We start from the raw sequence: 15,986 nt of genomic DNA, 5'->3' as shown, positions 1-15,986 counted from the left end.
TCTCGCAGGGCCGGTAGGACTTTCAGGCAGACCGATGGCCGGGGGCACGATCTACTCAGGAAATACGAGACACCAGCTTAGGAAAAAAACGACATCCCGCACAGGTACAGCTAAGGTCCAATGTGCCCGGCAACTGCCAGAATGCCCGGCGCAGGCGCTGTAACGACATATAACAAAAAAGAATATAACTTTTGTTTTAACAACAAACAGTACGGGTTAGGGTGTGCCATCTTTTTGATTTGATGAATGGAGAGCAACCTTGGCTCTACGTAACTCACTGACGCGGTTTTTCCAGCTGGAAGCTGCCAGCGGCCTGCTCTTGATTGCCGCCGCCGTGCTGGCCCTGGTCATCAACAACTCTCCGCTGTCCTGGCTGTATGGCGGCCTGCTGGACACGCCCGTGGTCGTCCAGGTCGGTGCGTTGAAGATCGCCAAGCCGTTGTTGCTATGGATCAATGACGGCCTGATGGCGCTGTTCTTCCTGCTTATTGGCCTGGAGGTCAAACGCGAGGTGCTCGACGGGCAACTGTCGAAACCGTCGCAGATCGTCCTGCCGGGGGCCGCGGCCATAGGCGGCATGCTGGTGCCGGCGCTGATCTACTGGTTTCTCAATCGCGACAACCCCGCCGCGCTCGCTGGCTGGGCGATTCCCACGGCTACCGACATTGCCTTTGCCCTCGGCGTGCTGGCCTTGCTTGGCAAGCGCGTACCGGTATCGCTCAAGCTGTTCCTGATGACGCTGGCGATCATTGATGACCTGGGCGCCATCGTCATCATCGCGATGTTCTACTCCGGCGATCTGTCGACCCTGTCGTTGGGGCTGGCCGCGGCCTGCATCGCAGCCCTGGTGGCAATGAATCGGCTGGGCGTGGTCAAGCTCGGGCCGTACATGGTGGTCGGCTTGATTCTCTGGGTCTGTGTGCTCAAGAGCGGCGTGCATGCCACGCTGGCGGGGGTGACGCTGGCATTCTGCATCCCACTGCGCACGAGAAACGCTGAAACCTCCCCCCTGCTGACGCTTGAGCATGCGCTGCATCCTTGGGTGGCCTACATTATCTTGCCGCTGTTCGCATTCGCCAACGCTGGCCTTTCGCTGAGCGGCGTCACGGTCGAGAGCTTTACCCATCATGTTCCGATGGGCATCGCAATCGGCCTGTTGCTGGGCAAGACTGTCGGCGTGTTCAGCCTGACCTGGCTGGCGGTGAAAATCGGCATCGCCAGTCTGCCTGCCGGGGCCAATTGGGGGCAGATACTAGGCGTGGCGATTCTTTGTGGCATTGGTTTTACCATGAGCCTGTTCGTCGGCTCCCTGGCGTTCGTGCCGGAGGTGAGTGAGTATGCGGGGATGGATCGGATGGGGATTCTCACCGGGTCGATCCTGGCGGCGCTGATTGGATATGGGGTGACGGCGATGGCTAGTCGTAAGCCGTCAGAGCTGAGTTCCTGAGTGTTCAGCGGGCTTTGCTTCTTGTCATGAGATGGGGTGTATATCCGTTGCTGCGGTAACGGCTGCTTAGGGTTTCGCCCTTACGGCGAGTCACTTTTGGAAGAGCCCTGTATGGACCGGACACATGGTTGACACCCGTGCGGAGACATAGTGGACACATTATGCGCCGTAGTCAGGGTTGTTGATGTCGAAGGTCCGTAAAAAATGATGGCAGAAATAGACGTCAAACAAGCCATCGCTTTCGGCGTTAGGGCGTATTGCGATGTGCTGTCCAACCAGTCCTTTGGCGATGCTGAAGTAGCGTTTCTGGAAGCGGAATCGACTGTGATAAACCTTGGCCAATACATCATCCGGACCATATTCGAAGTCGGATAGTTGCTGCGGATACGCCCAAGGACTGGTGCGATAGCGGTCCATAGGCACTTTGTAGCCCAACGCCTGATGAGGACGCTGCAAGTTATAAATTTCGCGCCATCGATCAAAGGCCGATTGAGCGTCCATCAGTGTAGAAAAATGCCTCCCATCAAGCACTTCCGCTTTGAGAGAGCGATGGAAACGCTCAATCTTTCCGTTGGTCTGGGGATGGCGAGGACGGCTGAAGCTGACCCGGATTCCTAAGCGAATCAGCCAGATGCTTAGTTCTGTAATTTCTCCTGGATTGCGGGGCGAACCCCAGGGTGGGCCGTTATCGACGTTGATACGAGCCGGCAAGCCATAGCGCTGGAAAACCTCGATCATCCTCTCCTTCACTGTGGTTCCCCGTTCGTTGTCACAAGCCTGAATGGCTAGGCTGAACCGAGAGTGGTCATCCAGCAGGGTCAGGGGGTGGCAACGACCTTGTTGCAGCGCAAAATGCCCTTTGAAGTCCATCTGCCAAAGATCATTAGGCGCGTCGTGTTCAAACCGCAGCGTTGCGGCCTGCTCCCTCTGAGAGGGTTGGATCAGGCCATGTCGGTGCAAGACGTTGGTGACAGTGCTGGCAGCTATGCGCTTGTCCAGCAGGCTGCTAATTGTGCGTCCGCCCCATGCCGGATGGGCCTGCCTAAGTGCGATGACTTGAGCCTCCAAAGCGGCCTCGGTCAGTTTGGGGCTGGTCGCTGGCCTGCGGGACTTCTCTTGCAGACCAGACTGCCCCTGCGCCTCGTAGCGTTCGAGCCACTTGTACGCCGTTTGCGGACTGATACCGAATCGCCGACACAGCTCACGTTTGTTGCTGCCGGGTTGCCGCGCTAAGGCAACGAACTCTTCTTTCAGGCTCATGGTGTCTCTCGTAGTCCAAGGCATGATGGCTTTCCGGCGAAATTAGCTCGCTGGAAAGTGTCCACCATGTCCCCGCACACCCGTCAACCATGTGTCCGGTCCATACAGAAGAGCCCCAAAAGTAACCAAAAACGCTCTGCCCCACCACTCGGCACCTCGCTTGGGCTCGGTGTGCCCTCACTCCGGCATTGCTCCGTGGGCCCGCCGCGAAGGGCCGTCCCTGGCCCAGCGCGGCTATCCCGGCATCCATGCCGGGATGCCCACTGCGCAATGCCTGCGTTCGGCCAGCGTGGTTAATGGGGCGCCGAGATCAAAGTCAAAAGCAGAGCAACAGCAACAGCAACAGCAACACATGCGCTTAGCATTTCTGTAGCCGCACCACCGCCATCGCGAGCAAGCTCGCTTGTATGTTTAGACTTGAAGGGGTGGGCGGGACTAAAAGCTCGATTCCGACTCTAGCCAGTACGGACCGTGGGAGACTTCTCGTCCCGCCCTTTCTACCTAAAGCGCCGATAAGGAATTCATCGGTAAACCGACGATAGAAGCAAGCCAGCGCTACGGTAGACCCCGACAAGCATCTAAACCCTAGCTCCGAGGATTCGAGATGACAATCCTTACCTCCCCAGCGGTTATCGGTATTGATGTCGCCAAGGCTGAAATCGTGGCTTATCGCGAAGATCTAAAAAGCATTCAGATTGTTGATAACGACCGTAAGGCCCTTGTTCGTTGGCTCGAAACGTTGCCAGCGCAAAGTTTGATTGCACTAGAAGCCACCAGCTTTTATCACCTGGACACGGCTGAACTGGCTCATGGGATGGGGCACAGGGTTTACGTTGTGGATGCCTATCGGGTGGCCCACTACCGCGAAAGCATTGGACAGCGGGCCAAAACCGATCCTTGCGATGCACGTTTGCTGGCGCGCTATCTGACAAACGAACAGCAACGGCTACGCGTCTGGACCCCACCTCCGCAGGCCTACAAAGTATTAAAGAGCCTGCTACGCAAGCGCGCAGAACTCATCAAAGCGCGCGTCAGCCTCATGCTGAGTTGGTCGGGCGAACCGCTTCTGAAGGATATCCTGACCGAGCAACTGGAGGCCTTCAAGCAAAGCGATCGGGCCATCCAGAAGCTATTGCGCGAGGCCAGCCAAGAGGCGGGAATTACTGAAAACATCAACCGCTGCAAAGCCATTGAGGGCGTGGGTGAACTGACGGCAACAGGTCTGGCGACAGCCTTCATGCGAGGTGACTTCGCCAGCGGCGATGCGTTTATTGCCTTTTTAGGGATGGACCTGAGGCCAAAGGATTCCGGAAAAAAACACAGCCCCAGGCACCTAAGCAAGAAAGGAGATGGCGAACTGCGACGCTTGGCGCACACCGCGGCAATGGCGGCTAGCCGGTCTCCTGTCTGGAAACCTTACTACGAGTCCTGCTTGGCAAGAGGTTTCGCCAGAACCCAAGCCCTGGTGAGCCTCGCCCGTAAATTGTGCCGGGTGGCATTCGCCCTGATGAAAAACCAGAGCGAATATCGCCCTAATTCTATGCTGCAGGGTTCCCCTGCAACATAGAATCTCCCACACTGGATTCTTCGACAGACACAGACCTAACGGCATACAGGGAACCCCTGTGGGAGCGAGCTTGCTCGCGAAGGGGGCCGCACATTCAACATCTTAATTGACAGACACGCCGCCTTCGCGAGCAGGCTCGCCCCCACAGGGGAAACGCGAGCCAACCGAAACCAGGTCGGCTATCAGGCCGCCTCGCGGTGGACGTCGATCTAGGTCGCCCCGTTAACCACGCTGGCTGAGCGAAGGTGTTGCGCAGTGGGCACCTCGGCATGGATGAAAAAGTGACTCGCCGTCAGGGCGGAACCATAAGCCGTCGTTACCGCAGCAATGGATCCATCTCGTATTCCAAGGACAGATCTAACCCTCCTTAGTGCGATACGCGACTCGTACCATCGACAGTCGAAATCCGCACCCGCTCACCTACACGGAACACTTCGTTCTCCTGAACCTGCTGGACATAGGCACGCATGCTGCCGTCATCCTCACGCACAGTGATCTCTACACCCTGGGTACGGGTCAGGCCTTCTTCAGTAGCGGAGCCGATCAGGCCACCGGCCACGGCGCCGATCACGGCTGCCACGATGCTGCCACGACCACCACCGATAGCGCTGCCGCCAACACCGCCCACCACCGCGCCGGCTGCGCCGCCGATCGGGGTCTTGGTGCCTTCGATCTTGACCGGGCGCAGGGACTCGATGGTGCCCATGCGAATCGTCTGCACGCGACGCGCTTCGTCACGGGAATAGGAGTCACCGGTCAGGCTTGACTGGCAGCCTGTCAGTAACATCGCCATCGTGGAAAAGGAAGCAACCAGCAAAACAGACTTGCGCATAGCATCAAACTCCAAAAGACAGTGATCCATTAAACTCCCCCGGCTTGATGCCTGTCACGGCCTTGCCGGGGAAAAATTGTTTTCATTCAGGTGGGATACAGGCGCACCCGAAAAATTCACCCAACAGTAGCGCCAATTTCGAAAGTTCGCGTCATCGACACCGGGATTTTCCATGGATTACTTCATCATAGTCGCCACCACCGTCGCCGGTCTGTACTTTCATGGATGGCTCTACGTACGTATCAAACGCTGGATGGACCGCGACCTGGCCTTGTCGTTGGCGGGGCAGGATGGACGGAAGCGAGACTACATGCTGCAACAACTGGCCCTCGCCCGCGAACAAGGGATCAAGCGTCGGGACCTGCCGCACTGGCTCCAGGCCGCTGCGGCAGGTTACTCCGACGTCAGGGCGCCAGACGCTCGCGAATCCAGTCCGCGCCTTGCAGGCGATAGTTGAGGCGATCGTGCAGACGGCTCGGGCGGCCTTGCCAGAATTCGATGCGCTCGGGCAACAGGCGATAGCCGCCCCAATGCTCGGGGCAATGGGGTTGGCTGTCGCTGAAGCGTTGCTCAGTGGCCTTGAGCAAGTCTTCCAGCTCATCCCGCCCGGCGATCACCCGGCTCTGAGGTGAGGCCCAGGCACCGAGACGGCTGCCCAGCGGCCGTACCTGGTAATAAGCGTCCGACTCTTGTGGGGTGACCTTCAGGACCTTGCCTTCGATGCGCACCTGGCGCTCCAGCGTCGGCCAGAAAAACGTCATGGCCGCGAACGGACTCGCGGCCAGTTGCTGGCCCTTGGCGCTGTCGTAGTTGGTGAAGAACGTGAAGCCCTCGGCATCGAGCCCCTTGAGCAGCAGGATCCGGCAGTGAGGCCTGCCGTCTGCGTCCACCGTCGCCAGGGTCATGGCGTTGGCTTCCACCGGTGCCTGTTCGGTTTTCACCGCCTCGGCAAACCATTGGTGAAACAAGGCGAACGGCTCGGCTGGGGCTTGCGCCTCGGTCAGGCCATCGCGGGTGTAGTCACGGCGCATATCAGCCAGGGTTTGGGTCATGGCGCGTTCCTTGTGGTCAGCCAATCACTGTTTGGCGGTATCGGCGGCAGCGACTTTCTTGCCGTCGGCAGCGGCCTTGGCCGGCTCGGGCTTCTTCGCGGGCGTAGCCTTCTTGGCCGGGGTCTTCTTCGCGGGTGCCTTCGCCGGAGCCTTCTTGGCCGCTGCTTTCTTGGCAGCCGGAGCGGCAGCCTTTTTCGTCGCCGGGGCCGGGGCCGGCGCGGCGGGTTTCACGTCCTGGGCAGCTACCATGGTTACTGGCGCAGGGGCCGGCATGTTGTACTTGCTCAGCAATGCAACCATGGTGTTCGCTGGCGTAACCAGCAACTCGACGCGACGGTTCAAGGCCCGGCCTTCAACGCTGTCATTGGCCGCACGCGGAGCCACCGAGCCCATGCCACGCAGCATCAGGCGATCACGCTGCAAACCGCTGAGACGGAAAATCGCCGCCACCGATTGAGCACGTTCCTGGCTGAGCTTCAGGTTGGCCGGCGCCGCGCCCGACGTATCGGCGTGACCGAGGATCAGTACGGCGGTTTTCGGATCGGCTTCAAGAATCTTGGCGACGCGAGTGAACGGACCGAGTGTCACCGGCAGCAGCATGGCCGGACGATCAGGGTTGAACGAACCGTCCGCGGGAGCGGTAACCACCAGCACGTTATCGCGACGTTCGAGTTCGAGCTTGCTGTCCTTGATCGCCGTACGCAGCTTCGGCTCATAGTCGTCGAGCCAGGCCTGGGTGACTTTCGGATCGGGCATCGGCACCGCCTTGGCGGTCTCCTGTTCCTTGCCGCCGAACGGCCACCACCATTTGCCGTTGCTTTCGGCTTCGGCCTTGGCCACGGCTGGCGCCTTGGCTTCAGGTTTCAGCGGTTCTTTTTTGGCGACATCATCCGCGGCGGATTCATCCGAAGAGAACGGCCACCACCAGTGCGTGGCTCCCTCGGCCTTGGCCTGCGGTGCCGCGGCGGCGGGTTTCAAAGGAGCCTGTGGCGCCGCATCCTTGCTCGCAACCTTGTCGGACGAGCCGAACGGCCACCAGCCACCGCCGCCCTCGGCATCATTTTGTGGGTTTTGTGCGCAACCGGTAATAGCGAAGCACAGCGCCAGAGCGAGGGTTTTATTCGATGACATTGGATATCCACAAAATGATCAGGATGAAAAAACAAAGGCCATGTTCCGGCCGCATAAACAGACGCTTGGAAACCGCAAAGGAGCCGAGGTTCCTGTATGCATTACCGACAACCACTTTTTACAGACAAGTGGCAAGCACCCGCGCGAGATTCTGCGCGCGCGGGTCCATCAGGACGTAAGGTCCCAATGTGTTGGTCACGAAACCGAACGCAACGTCATGCTCGGGATCGGCAAAACCGATGGAGCCCCCTGCCCCAGGGTGACCAAACGCCCGCGGCCCGAGGCCGTAGGTCGCGTTGGGCACATCCGCCTGGTCGAGCATGCAACCCAGGCCGAAACGGGTCTGGGTCAATAAAGTCTTGTCCTCGCCGAAGCTGTGCTGGCGGGTCAGTTCGTCGAGCATTTCGCCTTCCAGCAGGCTGCCGTCGAGCAGACCGGCGTAGAACCCGGCGATGCTCCGGGCATTGCCGTGGCCGTTGGCGGCCGGTTGCTGCATGCGGCGCCACTCGGGTTTGTTGGTACTGGTCATGATCGATGGCGGGTTGGTGAAGGCCCGGGTGGTCATGGCCGAAGGTTCACGCATCGTCACCTGCAACAGGCGCTGTGCCGCCGCATCTCCGGCGTTGCCTTTGCCACGGGCGATATGCGCCACGCGATGAAATTCTTCGTCCGCCAGGCCGACATGAAAATCCAGCCCCAGCGGTCTGGCGACCCGAGCCACGATGGACTCACCCGGCCCTCGGCCATCGGCCCTGCGCAGCAACTCGCCGATCAACCAGCCGTAGGTGATCGCGGCATAACCGTGGCCCTCGCCAGGCGTCCACCAAGGCGTTTCAGCCGCCAGGGCATCGGTCATGGCCTGCCAGTCATAAAGTGCTTCAGGCGCCATCAACTCTCTCAGCGCCGGTAGTCCGGCCTGATGGCAGAGCAATTGCCGCAGGGTGACGGACTCCTTGCCGGCGGCCGCGAACTCGGGCCAGTAGCGGGCGACCGGCGCATCGAGCTGCAGCTTGCCCTCTGCTACCAGTTGCAAGGCAGTTACGGCGGCGAATGTCTTGGTGCAGGAAAACAGATTGGCGATGGTGTCGCTGTGCCAGGCTTCATGACCATCCTTGTCGGCGGTGCCGGCCCAGATGTCGACGACGGTGCGGCCGCTCACCTGAATGCATAACGCCGCGCCGCGCTCCTGGGAATTGTCGAACAGCGCCGCAAACGCTTCACGCACGGCCTCGAACTGAAGCTCGTAATGACCTTGAATTTGCACCCGTAACTCCCTTGGAACAAAAGCTTTTTTGTCAATGGCTGGCATTGTTTCAGCGATTGGGGCTTTTGGGAACCGTGTCTGGACGGCTGGTTGATTTCACCACTGAGGCAGGGAATGAATCTGTGGCGAGGGGATTTATCCCCTCGCCACAACCAACTCCTACGCCTGTTGAAACTAGGAAATCTCCCGCCGAAACGGCGGCAGCGCGTTGAGGATCGCCTTGCCGTAGCGTTGGGTCACCAGCCGGCGATCGAGCAGGGTGATGGTGCCGCGGTCTTCCTCGGTACGCAGCAAGCGGCCACAGGCCTGGACCAGCTTCAGCGAGGCATCCGGCACGGATATCTCCATGAAGGGGTTGCCGCCACGGGCTTCGATCCATTCGGCCAACGCGGCTTCCACCGGATCGTCCGGCACCGAGAATGGAATCTTGGCGATCACCACGTGTTCGCAATAGGCCCCCGGCAAATCGACGCCTTCGGCAAAGCTCGCCAGGCCGAACAGCACGCTGGAATCGCCGCCATCGACCCGGGCCTTGTGCTTGTTCAAGGTTTCCTGCTTCGACAGGTTGCCCTGGATGAACACCTGCTTGCGCCAGTCACGATCGAGGCCGTCAAAGACGTCCTGCATCTGTTTGCGCGAGGAAAACAGCACCAGGGTGCCGCGCGAACCTTCCACCAGCGCAGGCAGCTCGCGAATGATCGCGGCAGTGTGGGCGGCGGCATCGCGCGGATCGGCCTTGAGGTCCGGCACGCGTAGCACGCCGGCGTCGGCATGGTGGAAGGGGCTCGGGACCACGGCGGTCACGGCTTTTTTCGGCAGGCCGGCGCGCATGCGGAAACGGTCGAAAGTGCCCAAGGCCGTCAGCGTGGCGGAGGTTACCAGCGCGCCGTAGGCGACGTTCCACAGGTTGCGCCGCAGCATGTCCGCCGCCAGGATCGGACTGGCATTGACCTCGATGTCGAACAGCGAGCCGCTCTCGGCCAGCGTCAGCCAACGCGCCATCGGCGGGTTGTCTTCCGGGTCTTCGGTGGTGAACGCGGTCCACAGCTCCCAGTTGCCCTGAGAGCGGGACAGCAAGCTGCCGAACAATGGATACCACTCCTCGGCCTGGTTGCTGGCGATGCCGATATTGACCTCGCCATCCATGCCTTCCTTGAGCAGATCGGTCAGGCGCGTGAACAGGTCGGTCAGGCGCGCGAAGCCCTTCTTGAGTTCGATGCCCATCTCGCGCATATGCTCGGGGATCACCCCGCCGACAAACCGATGGCGTGGCCGCTCGCGGCCCTCGACATCTTCGCCGGGCTTGAAGTCGGCCACCTGCTCGCAGGCGGTGAACATGAACTGCTGGTTCGTCTTGATCTCCCGCGCCAGCTCCGGCACCTGCTCGATGAACTTGCCCAGGTCGCCGGGCAACGGATGCTGGGCGAGCAGTTTGGTAAGATTCTTGGCAGTGGTTTCCAGCCAGTCGGCGGTTGAGCGCAGCCGGGTGTAATGGGCGAAATGGCCGATGGCCTTGTCCGGCAGGTGATGACCTTCGTCGAACACATAGATCGTGTCGCGCGGGTCCGGCAGCACGGCGCCGCCGCCCAGGGCCAGGTCGGCCAGGACCATATCGTGGTTGGTGACGATCACGTCGACCTTGCCCATGCCTTCGCGAGCCTTGTAGAAAGCGCACTGGCCGAAGTTCGGGCAATGGCGATTGGTGCATTGGCTGTGGTCGGTGGTCAGGCGCGACCAGTCAGCGTCTTCCAGGGCAGTGGACCAGCTGTCGCGGTCGCCGTCCCACTTATTGCCGGCGAGCTTTTCGATCATGCTGGTGAACAGCTTCTGGCTGGCCTCGTCGACCTCGATCTTGAAACCTTCTTCCTCGAACAGCTGGGCAGTGGCGGTCTGCGCGTGGCCTTCCTGCAGCAGCATGTCGAGTTTGGACAGGCACATGTAGCGCCCCCGCCCCTTGGCAAGCGCGAAACTGAAATTCAGCCCGCTGTTGCGCATCAGGTCGGGAAGGTCCTTGTAGACGATCTGTTCCTGCAGGGCGACGGTGGCCGTGGCGATCACCAGGCGCTTGCCGGCGGCCTTGGCGGTGGGGATCGCCGCCAGGCTGTAGGCCACGGTCTTGCCGGTACCGGTGCCGGCCTCCACCGCGACGACGGCAGGCTCGCCGCTGCGCCGGCCTTCGTCGTCGGTGTCGATGTCACCCAGGACTTTTGCCACTTCGGCAATCATCAGGCGCTGGCCATATCGCGGCTTGAGGCTCTTGGCTTCGAGAAAACGCGAATAGGCGCCCTGGATCGTGGTTTTGAGTTCGGTGCTGATCATGAATGGTCGGGCGCAAAAAACGCTGGATAAATTTTCAGTGGTTCGGATCGGCGGCTATCATACCCCGCTAATTAATCCTGCGCAGAACGGAGTGACCCAATGACACCCTTTGCCCTCGTCTACACCCTGCATTTGCTGGCGGCCCTGGTCTGGGTTGGCGGTATGTTTTTCGCCTGGATGATCCTGCGACCCGCCGCAATCACGGCGCTTGAGGGCCCTGCCCGGCTCAAGTTGTGGGTAGAAGTGTTTCAGCGTTTTTTCGTCTGGGTCTGGGTGGCCGTGGTGCTTTTGCCGATCAGCGGCGTGGGCCTGATCCACATGCGCTTCGCCGGTTTCGAAACCGCGCCGCGTTACGTGCAGGTAATGATGGGATTGTATGTGGTGATGGCGGCGTTGTTCATCCGTATCCAGGGCCTGCAACTGCCAGCATTGCGTAACGCTGTGACGGCGCAGGATTGGCCGACGGGTGCGGCGGTGCTGGGGAAGATTCGCAGGCTGGTGGGGATCAATCTGTTGATCGGTTTGCTGGTGGTGGCGATCGGCGCGGCTCGGCCGATGTTCTGAAAATATCATCGACCCCTGTGGGAGCGGGCTTGCTCGCGAAGGCGTCGAATCAGTCGGCATCGGCGTGACTGATCGATTGCTTTCGCGAGCAGGCTGGCTCCCACCTCAGGACAGTTTCGAGACAGCCTAGAACCGCTGCACCGTCACCGCACCCGCCGCGCCGGCAGGCCCTGGCTGGCCATGGGCGCCGGGACGGCCGCTCTTGCCGCCGTCGGCTGTATAGACCAGGCAGCCCTTGGCCTTGCCTCCCGCGCCAGGCTTGCCGCCAGGCCCGGCCGCGCCACCAGCGCCGCCCTCTACCATTACCTTGATCTGTTCGTCGGGATAAGCGCGGGGCAATTGCAGCCGAACCAGCGCGCCGGCCGCGCCCGGCTGGCCATCCGCGCCGTTGCTGCCGTCGGCGCCGCGACCGGCCGAACCCCAGGTGCAACCCGGTGCCTGGCCGTTGGCGCCGTCAAGCCCCACGTAACCTGGCGCACCGGTACCGCCACGGGCATCCACCGACAGCAGCGGCGCGTTCAACGCCTCGAAGCGCAGATTGAGGTTACGCCCCGGGCGCGCCGCCTTGGTATAGGTTCCCGGCGCGCCACGGGCGGTGATCTGGCTGCCTTCGGCCAGTTCGGCCTGGGTGACTTTCATCTCCAGCGCCTGTTGTGCCGGTACGATCGCGATCCTTGCCTCCCGCCCCAGGTGCAATTGGCCAATGGACAGCTCAGTGACGTTCGAAGGCACCAGCAGCGTGCCGTAGTCGGCCACGTCCAATCGCTCCAGGGCAAGCGTGCTGGTGGTGTTGGGCAAGCGCATCAACGAGTGGCTTTCCACCTGGACCACTTGAGCGCTGGCCCACGGGCATACGAGTAATGCGAGCAGACACAGTTTACGCATGGGAGGCCTCTGGCGCGGTCGGGAGGGTTTGCAGGTGAAAGATGCCGAACAGCAGCACCCTGAGGCGATCACGGCCAGGAGCGGGACGACCACGAAACCGAGCCCTGAACAATAGAAGTTCGAGCAGATGGATCGCCAGTAACGACACCCCGGCCAGATTGACCAACAGATGCAGCGGATGGACGAACGGCATGACCAGATTGACCAGCACCACCAGCCAGAACAGCAGGGTCAGCACGCGCCCCAGCCACCAAAACACCTTCATACGCCCCCCGTTCGAGAATTATTCTTTGCGCGCACAGTAACGGCTTGCGCGCAGGATATGCCAGAGGGCCCGGCAAATTTAATCCAGGCCCAGCGGACCGCCTTCCTGGCGATCCGACGGCTCTGGCCCGCTTGGGCGATGGTGTTTAACGCTGGATATGCAATTCGACCCGACGGTTCTGGGCACGCCCCTCATCAGTCTCGTTGTCGGCCACCGGTTGGCTTTCGCCCTTGCCTTCACTCGTGAGTTTTGCCGGGGCCACGCCCTGGGTCAGCAAATACTCCACCACGCTGCCGGCCCGACGTTCCGAGAGGCCCTCGTTATACGCCTCGGTACCGACACTGTCGGTGTGGCCCACCACGCGGATACTGGCGACGTTGGCGTGACTCAGTTTTGCCGTCAGCTCATCGAGCTGGCTCCTGGCCGCGGCGGTGAGGTCGGATTTGTCAAAATCGAACAGCACCTTGCCAGCGTCGTTCAGGGTAATGACTTCGCTGGTGGGCATGTTCGGCTCGGCCGGTGGCGTGCTGGCCGGGTATTGCGGCAGCGGGCAGCCGTGATGTTCGACGGGGGTATTGGCCGGTGTATCGGGACAACGGTCGCGACGATCGAATACACCATCCTCGTCTTCGTCGCCGTCCTGGGCGTAACAGATCAAACCACCGCCCAGCAGCCCCAACGCAGCGCCACCGGCGGCCCAGCCACCGCTTTCGATGGCCCCGAGACCACCGCCGACAAGCCCGCCGATCAAGCTGCAGATCGGCCAGGTACGCTGATTGAGCGAGGCACTGCCATCACTGTGAGTGGCGCAACCGGACAGCAGGCTGCTTGCCAGCAGTAGCGGTAAGGCGGCCTTGATTAGAACGTTCATGGTGAATGCTCCTGTGTCACCGGCCCATACCGGTCACACAGGAGTAAAGACCCGCATCCGCGACTGTACAAGCCGCGGAGAACGAGGGGTTCAGCGGTTTATCTTGATTTCGGTGCGACGGTTCATTGCGCGACCATCGGCGGTTTTGTTATCCGCCACCGGCTGGCTTTCCCCGGCGCCGGCCACCGAGACGAAACTGGCGCGAGGCACGCCGCTTTCGACCAGGTATTGAACCACCGAGTTGGCGCGTTTTTCCGACAGTTTCTGGTTATAGGCATCGCTGCCGACGCTGTCGGTGTGCCCGGTCACTCGCAGTTGTGCGGTGGAGGTTTCCTGCTTCAGCCGGGTCGCGATGGTGCTCAGCACTTCTTTGTCCGTCGGCGTGAGGGTGGCCTTGTTGAATTCGAAATGCACGTCGCGGACCACGATCGTTTCTTCCTGGACCATCACGGGCGCTTCAGCCACCGGTGTCGGTGCGGGTGCCGGTGGTGGGCAGCCGTCGGCATCGACCTGCACGCCCTTCGGCGTGCCCGGGCACTTGTCACGACTGTCCGGCACGCCATCGCCGTCCTCGTCGCCATCGCCATGGGCCCAGCACCAGCCTGCCGCCACCGTACCGGCGACCAGTGCGCCCGGGCCGATCCAGGAACTGCTTTCGATGGCGCCCAATCCTGCGCCGACCACACCACCGGTGGCCGCACAGATCGGCCAGTCGGTTTTTTGCAAACCTGCGCAACCAGTCAACACACTGGTTAGCAGAACCAGGGGTAACGCTGTCCGAACTATGCTCATCGGGTTTTCTCCTTGAAGGATCGGCTTCGCGCCGATTCAGGGGAGTAAAGACCCGACTAGGGTTCTGCGCCAGCGTGACGCAACCACAGCTTTGGCCGCCTGTTTACGGCGGATCGCGGCGTTCGAAGACAAACCGCTCTAGGCCCGTGCGTCCACGCGCGCTATCGTGGCGGTTCTGACTGAGGAACTTCGATGACCGTTGCCATTTCTTCGCGCACGCCCCAGCAGGCGCTGGCCGCCGTGCTTGACCGCTATGCCCCGCAAAAGCTGCTGCTGATCGGCGCCGGCAGCTTCCCCGCGCTCGAGGCATTCCAGCAGGCGCATCCCGACACCGAGGTGGTCCATGCTGCCCCCGGCCCCTTGCCGGCGGATCTGGCTGCGCGGCGTTTCGACCTGGCCCTGGCGCTCGATTGCCTGGAGCATTTGCCCAAGCGCGACGGTCTGAACCTGTTGGGCGGCATTCGCAACCTCAACGCCAGCCGGATTGCCGTGCTGGCCGACCTCAACGCGTGCGGCTGGCAGGAAACCGACTTCTTCTCCCTGGCCCTGCAGGCCAGCGAACGCTTCCAGCGCGAAGATCAGGTGCTGACCCTGTTTACCTACGATCTGCTTGAATACAAGCAGGTCCCCGACTGGCTCAACTCACGTTTCTGGGCCAACCCGGAAAACTTTGGAAAATATTGGTGGTAGCTGTGGACACTAGCCTGCATACAACCATTTGCCCCTGCGGCAGCGGCAACCCGTTGGACGCCTGCTGCGGCCATTATCACGACGGTCATCCGGCGCCCTGCGCCGAAGCCTTGATGCGCTCGCGCTACAGCGCTTATGTGCTGGGCCTGGTGGATTATCTGGTGAGCACCACCCTGCCCGCCCAGCAGGACGGCCTCGACCGCCAGGCCATCAGCGAATGGAGCGCCGGCAGCACCTGGCTGGGCTTGGAGGTGGAGAGCAGCGAGGTATTCGGCGGCCAGCCGGAACATGCCTTCGTCACTTTCACCGCACGCTGGCACGACGGCCAGGGCGAACACAGCCACCGCGAACAATCTTCGTTTGTGCAGAACGGCGGGCGCTGGTACTTCATTGACCCGACCGTGCCGGTCAAGACGGGACGCAACGACAGCTGCCCGTGCGGTAGCGGGCAGAAATTCAAGAAGTGCTGCGCCAGTTACTTCATTCGTTGATTTTCGGAAACGTCCGACGCTCGTCCACCGACCAAGGGGGCTAGACTGGAAACAAACCAGAGGCACGGACATGACCCAGACATCTCGATTGCTGCGCATCACTTGCCTGCTGCTGTTCGTCGGGCTAGGGGCGTGTGCGTCCTGGCGAGGTGAAGAGGCACCCGAACCACAGGTGCATCTGGTCAAGGTGGAGGTGGTGCGGGCCCGGTTGCTGGAGCAGAAGTTCATGTTGCACTTTCGCGTCGACAACCCCGGCGAAGACGACCTCACCGTACGCGGCCTGACCTACCGGATCCACCTGGACGACTTGCTGCTGACCGAAGGAGAACATGAACACTGGTTTACGGTGCGCCCCGGACACAGCGCCTATTTCAAGGTGCCGATCCGCACCAACCTGTGGCCGCAGGTGCGCGAACTGGTGAAAATGCTGAAGAAACCCCGGCAACAGATTCCCTATCGTCTGGAGGGGGAGCTGGAAACCGGTTTATTCATCGCCGACTACGTGCACCTGGAGCGCAATGGCGTGATAATCGCCGCCGATCTAATTGCGGAGTAA

The 15,986-nt window shown here is 61.2% G+C and carries 17 protein-coding genes; 7 read left to right on the top strand and 10 right to left on the bottom strand.

The window, feature by feature from the left end; translation table 11 throughout:
* Positions 1-259: 259 nt before the first annotated feature.
* A complete protein-coding gene (gene nhaA / locus J3P84_RS06755; protein WP_434628847.1) occupies positions 260-1,447 on the top strand; it encodes a Na+/H+ antiporter NhaA in 1,188 nt (395 codons plus the stop codon).
* Between the two features lie 159 nt (positions 1,448-1,606).
* Here nhaA and J3P84_RS06750 read toward each other — a convergent pair whose 3' ends face one another.
* The gene (locus tag J3P84_RS06750) at positions 1,607-2,731 is read right to left on the bottom strand and encodes an IS481 family transposase (RefSeq protein WP_434628845.1); all 1,125 of its coding nucleotides are present in this window, start codon (positions 2,729-2,731) and stop codon (positions 1,607-1,609) included.
* A 580-nt stretch (positions 2,732-3,311) separates the two neighbouring features.
* On the opposite strand from J3P84_RS06750, the gene J3P84_RS06745 reads away from it, so the two are divergent.
* Complete coding sequence (locus J3P84_RS06745) at positions 3,312-4,274, top strand: IS110 family transposase (RefSeq protein ID WP_434624197.1); 963 nt, start codon at positions 3,312-3,314, stop codon at positions 4,272-4,274.
* 367 nt (positions 4,275-4,641) lie between these two features.
* On the opposite strand, the gene J3P84_RS06740 is transcribed toward J3P84_RS06745, so the two are convergent.
* The gene (locus J3P84_RS06740) at positions 4,642-5,106 is read right to left on the bottom strand and encodes a glycine zipper 2TM domain-containing protein (RefSeq protein ID WP_003184697.1); all 465 of its coding nucleotides are present in this window, start codon (positions 5,104-5,106) and stop codon (positions 4,642-4,644) included.
* Positions 5,107-5,278: 172 nt separating this feature from the next.
* Between J3P84_RS06740 and J3P84_RS06735 the strand changes: the two genes are divergently transcribed.
* On the top strand, positions 5,279-5,563 hold the full coding sequence (locus J3P84_RS06735) for a hypothetical protein (RefSeq protein ID WP_434572245.1): 285 nt from the start codon (positions 5,279-5,281) through the stop codon (positions 5,561-5,563).
* Here the strand turns inward: J3P84_RS06735 and pdxH are convergent.
* The 4 genes from pdxH to dinG all read right to left on the bottom strand — a co-directional run bounded on the left by pdxH (position 5,511) and on the right by dinG (position 10,872).
* Positions 5,511-6,158 (bottom strand): pyridoxamine 5'-phosphate oxidase, encoded by a 648-nt coding sequence (gene pdxH, locus J3P84_RS06730; protein ID WP_434628843.1) that lies wholly within the window; start codon positions 6,156-6,158, stop codon positions 5,511-5,513. The genes J3P84_RS06735 and pdxH overlap by 53 nt on opposite strands.
* 24 nt (positions 6,159-6,182) lie before the next feature.
* Entirely contained in the window at positions 6,183-7,289 is a 1,107-nt protein-coding gene (locus tag J3P84_RS06725) for an OmpA family protein (protein ID WP_434628841.1), read from the bottom strand.
* A 118-nt stretch (positions 7,290-7,407) separates the two neighbouring features.
* Positions 7,408-8,553: a serine hydrolase domain-containing protein gene (locus J3P84_RS06720; protein WP_434572239.1), complete on the bottom strand. Its 1,146-nt coding sequence runs from the start codon at positions 8,551-8,553 to the stop codon at positions 7,408-7,410.
* A 174-nt stretch (positions 8,554-8,727) separates the two neighbouring features.
* Positions 8,728-10,872, bottom strand: coding sequence for an ATP-dependent DNA helicase DinG (gene dinG, locus J3P84_RS06715; protein ID WP_434601660.1), 2,145 nt, complete (start codon positions 10,870-10,872; stop codon positions 8,728-8,730).
* A gap of 99 nt (positions 10,873-10,971) precedes the next feature.
* Here dinG and J3P84_RS06710 point away from each other — a divergent pair, with 99 nt between their 5' ends.
* Positions 10,972-11,436, top strand: coding sequence for a CopD family protein (locus tag J3P84_RS06710; protein ID WP_305499219.1), 465 nt, complete (start codon positions 10,972-10,974; stop codon positions 11,434-11,436).
* A 126-nt stretch (positions 11,437-11,562) separates the two neighbouring features.
* Here J3P84_RS06710 and J3P84_RS06705 read toward each other — a convergent pair whose 3' ends face one another.
* From J3P84_RS06705 to J3P84_RS06690, 4 genes are all read right to left on the bottom strand, one after another.
* Positions 11,563-12,321, bottom strand: a complete 759-nt coding sequence (locus tag J3P84_RS06705; RefSeq protein WP_434628838.1) for a collagen-like protein — start codon at positions 12,319-12,321, stop codon at positions 11,563-11,565.
* Entirely contained in the window at positions 12,314-12,586 is a 273-nt protein-coding gene (locus J3P84_RS06700; RefSeq protein WP_434628836.1) for a DUF1145 domain-containing protein, read from the bottom strand. The genes J3P84_RS06705 and J3P84_RS06700 overlap by 8 nt, the downstream gene beginning before the upstream one ends.
* Positions 12,587-12,731: 145 nt before the next feature.
* A complete protein-coding gene (locus J3P84_RS06695; protein ID WP_434628834.1) occupies positions 12,732-13,457 on the bottom strand; it encodes an OmpA family protein in 726 nt (241 codons plus the stop codon).
* A 90-nt stretch (positions 13,458-13,547) separates the two neighbouring features.
* The gene (locus J3P84_RS06690) at positions 13,548-14,249 is read right to left on the bottom strand and encodes an OmpA family protein (RefSeq protein WP_305499213.1); all 702 of its coding nucleotides are present in this window, start codon (positions 14,247-14,249) and stop codon (positions 13,548-13,550) included.
* A 192-nt stretch (positions 14,250-14,441) separates the two neighbouring features.
* Here J3P84_RS06690 and J3P84_RS06685 point away from each other — a divergent pair, with 192 nt between their 5' ends.
* The 3 genes from J3P84_RS06685 (at position 14,442) to J3P84_RS06675 (ending at position 15,986) form a co-directional block, all read left to right on the top strand.
* Positions 14,442-14,939 (top strand): DUF6231 family protein, encoded by a 498-nt coding sequence (locus J3P84_RS06685; RefSeq protein ID WP_434601665.1) that lies wholly within the window; start codon positions 14,442-14,444, stop codon positions 14,937-14,939.
* A 14-nt stretch (positions 14,940-14,953) separates the two neighbouring features.
* On the top strand, positions 14,954-15,430 hold the full coding sequence (locus J3P84_RS06680) for a YchJ family protein (protein WP_434631174.1): 477 nt from the start codon (positions 14,954-14,956) through the stop codon (positions 15,428-15,430).
* A gap of 70 nt (positions 15,431-15,500) precedes the next feature.
* On the top strand, positions 15,501-15,986 hold the full coding sequence (locus tag J3P84_RS06675) for an LEA type 2 family protein (RefSeq protein WP_434601666.1): 486 nt from the start codon (positions 15,501-15,503) through the stop codon (positions 15,984-15,986).

It is taken from the genome of Pseudomonas sp. Z1-29 (assembly GCF_051131995.1).
Taxonomy (GTDB): domain Bacteria; phylum Pseudomonadota; class Gammaproteobacteria; order Pseudomonadales; family Pseudomonadaceae; genus Aquipseudomonas.
The sequence above is the reverse complement of the archived record's forward strand: the minus strand, read 5'-3'. Positions and strand labels throughout refer to the sequence as shown.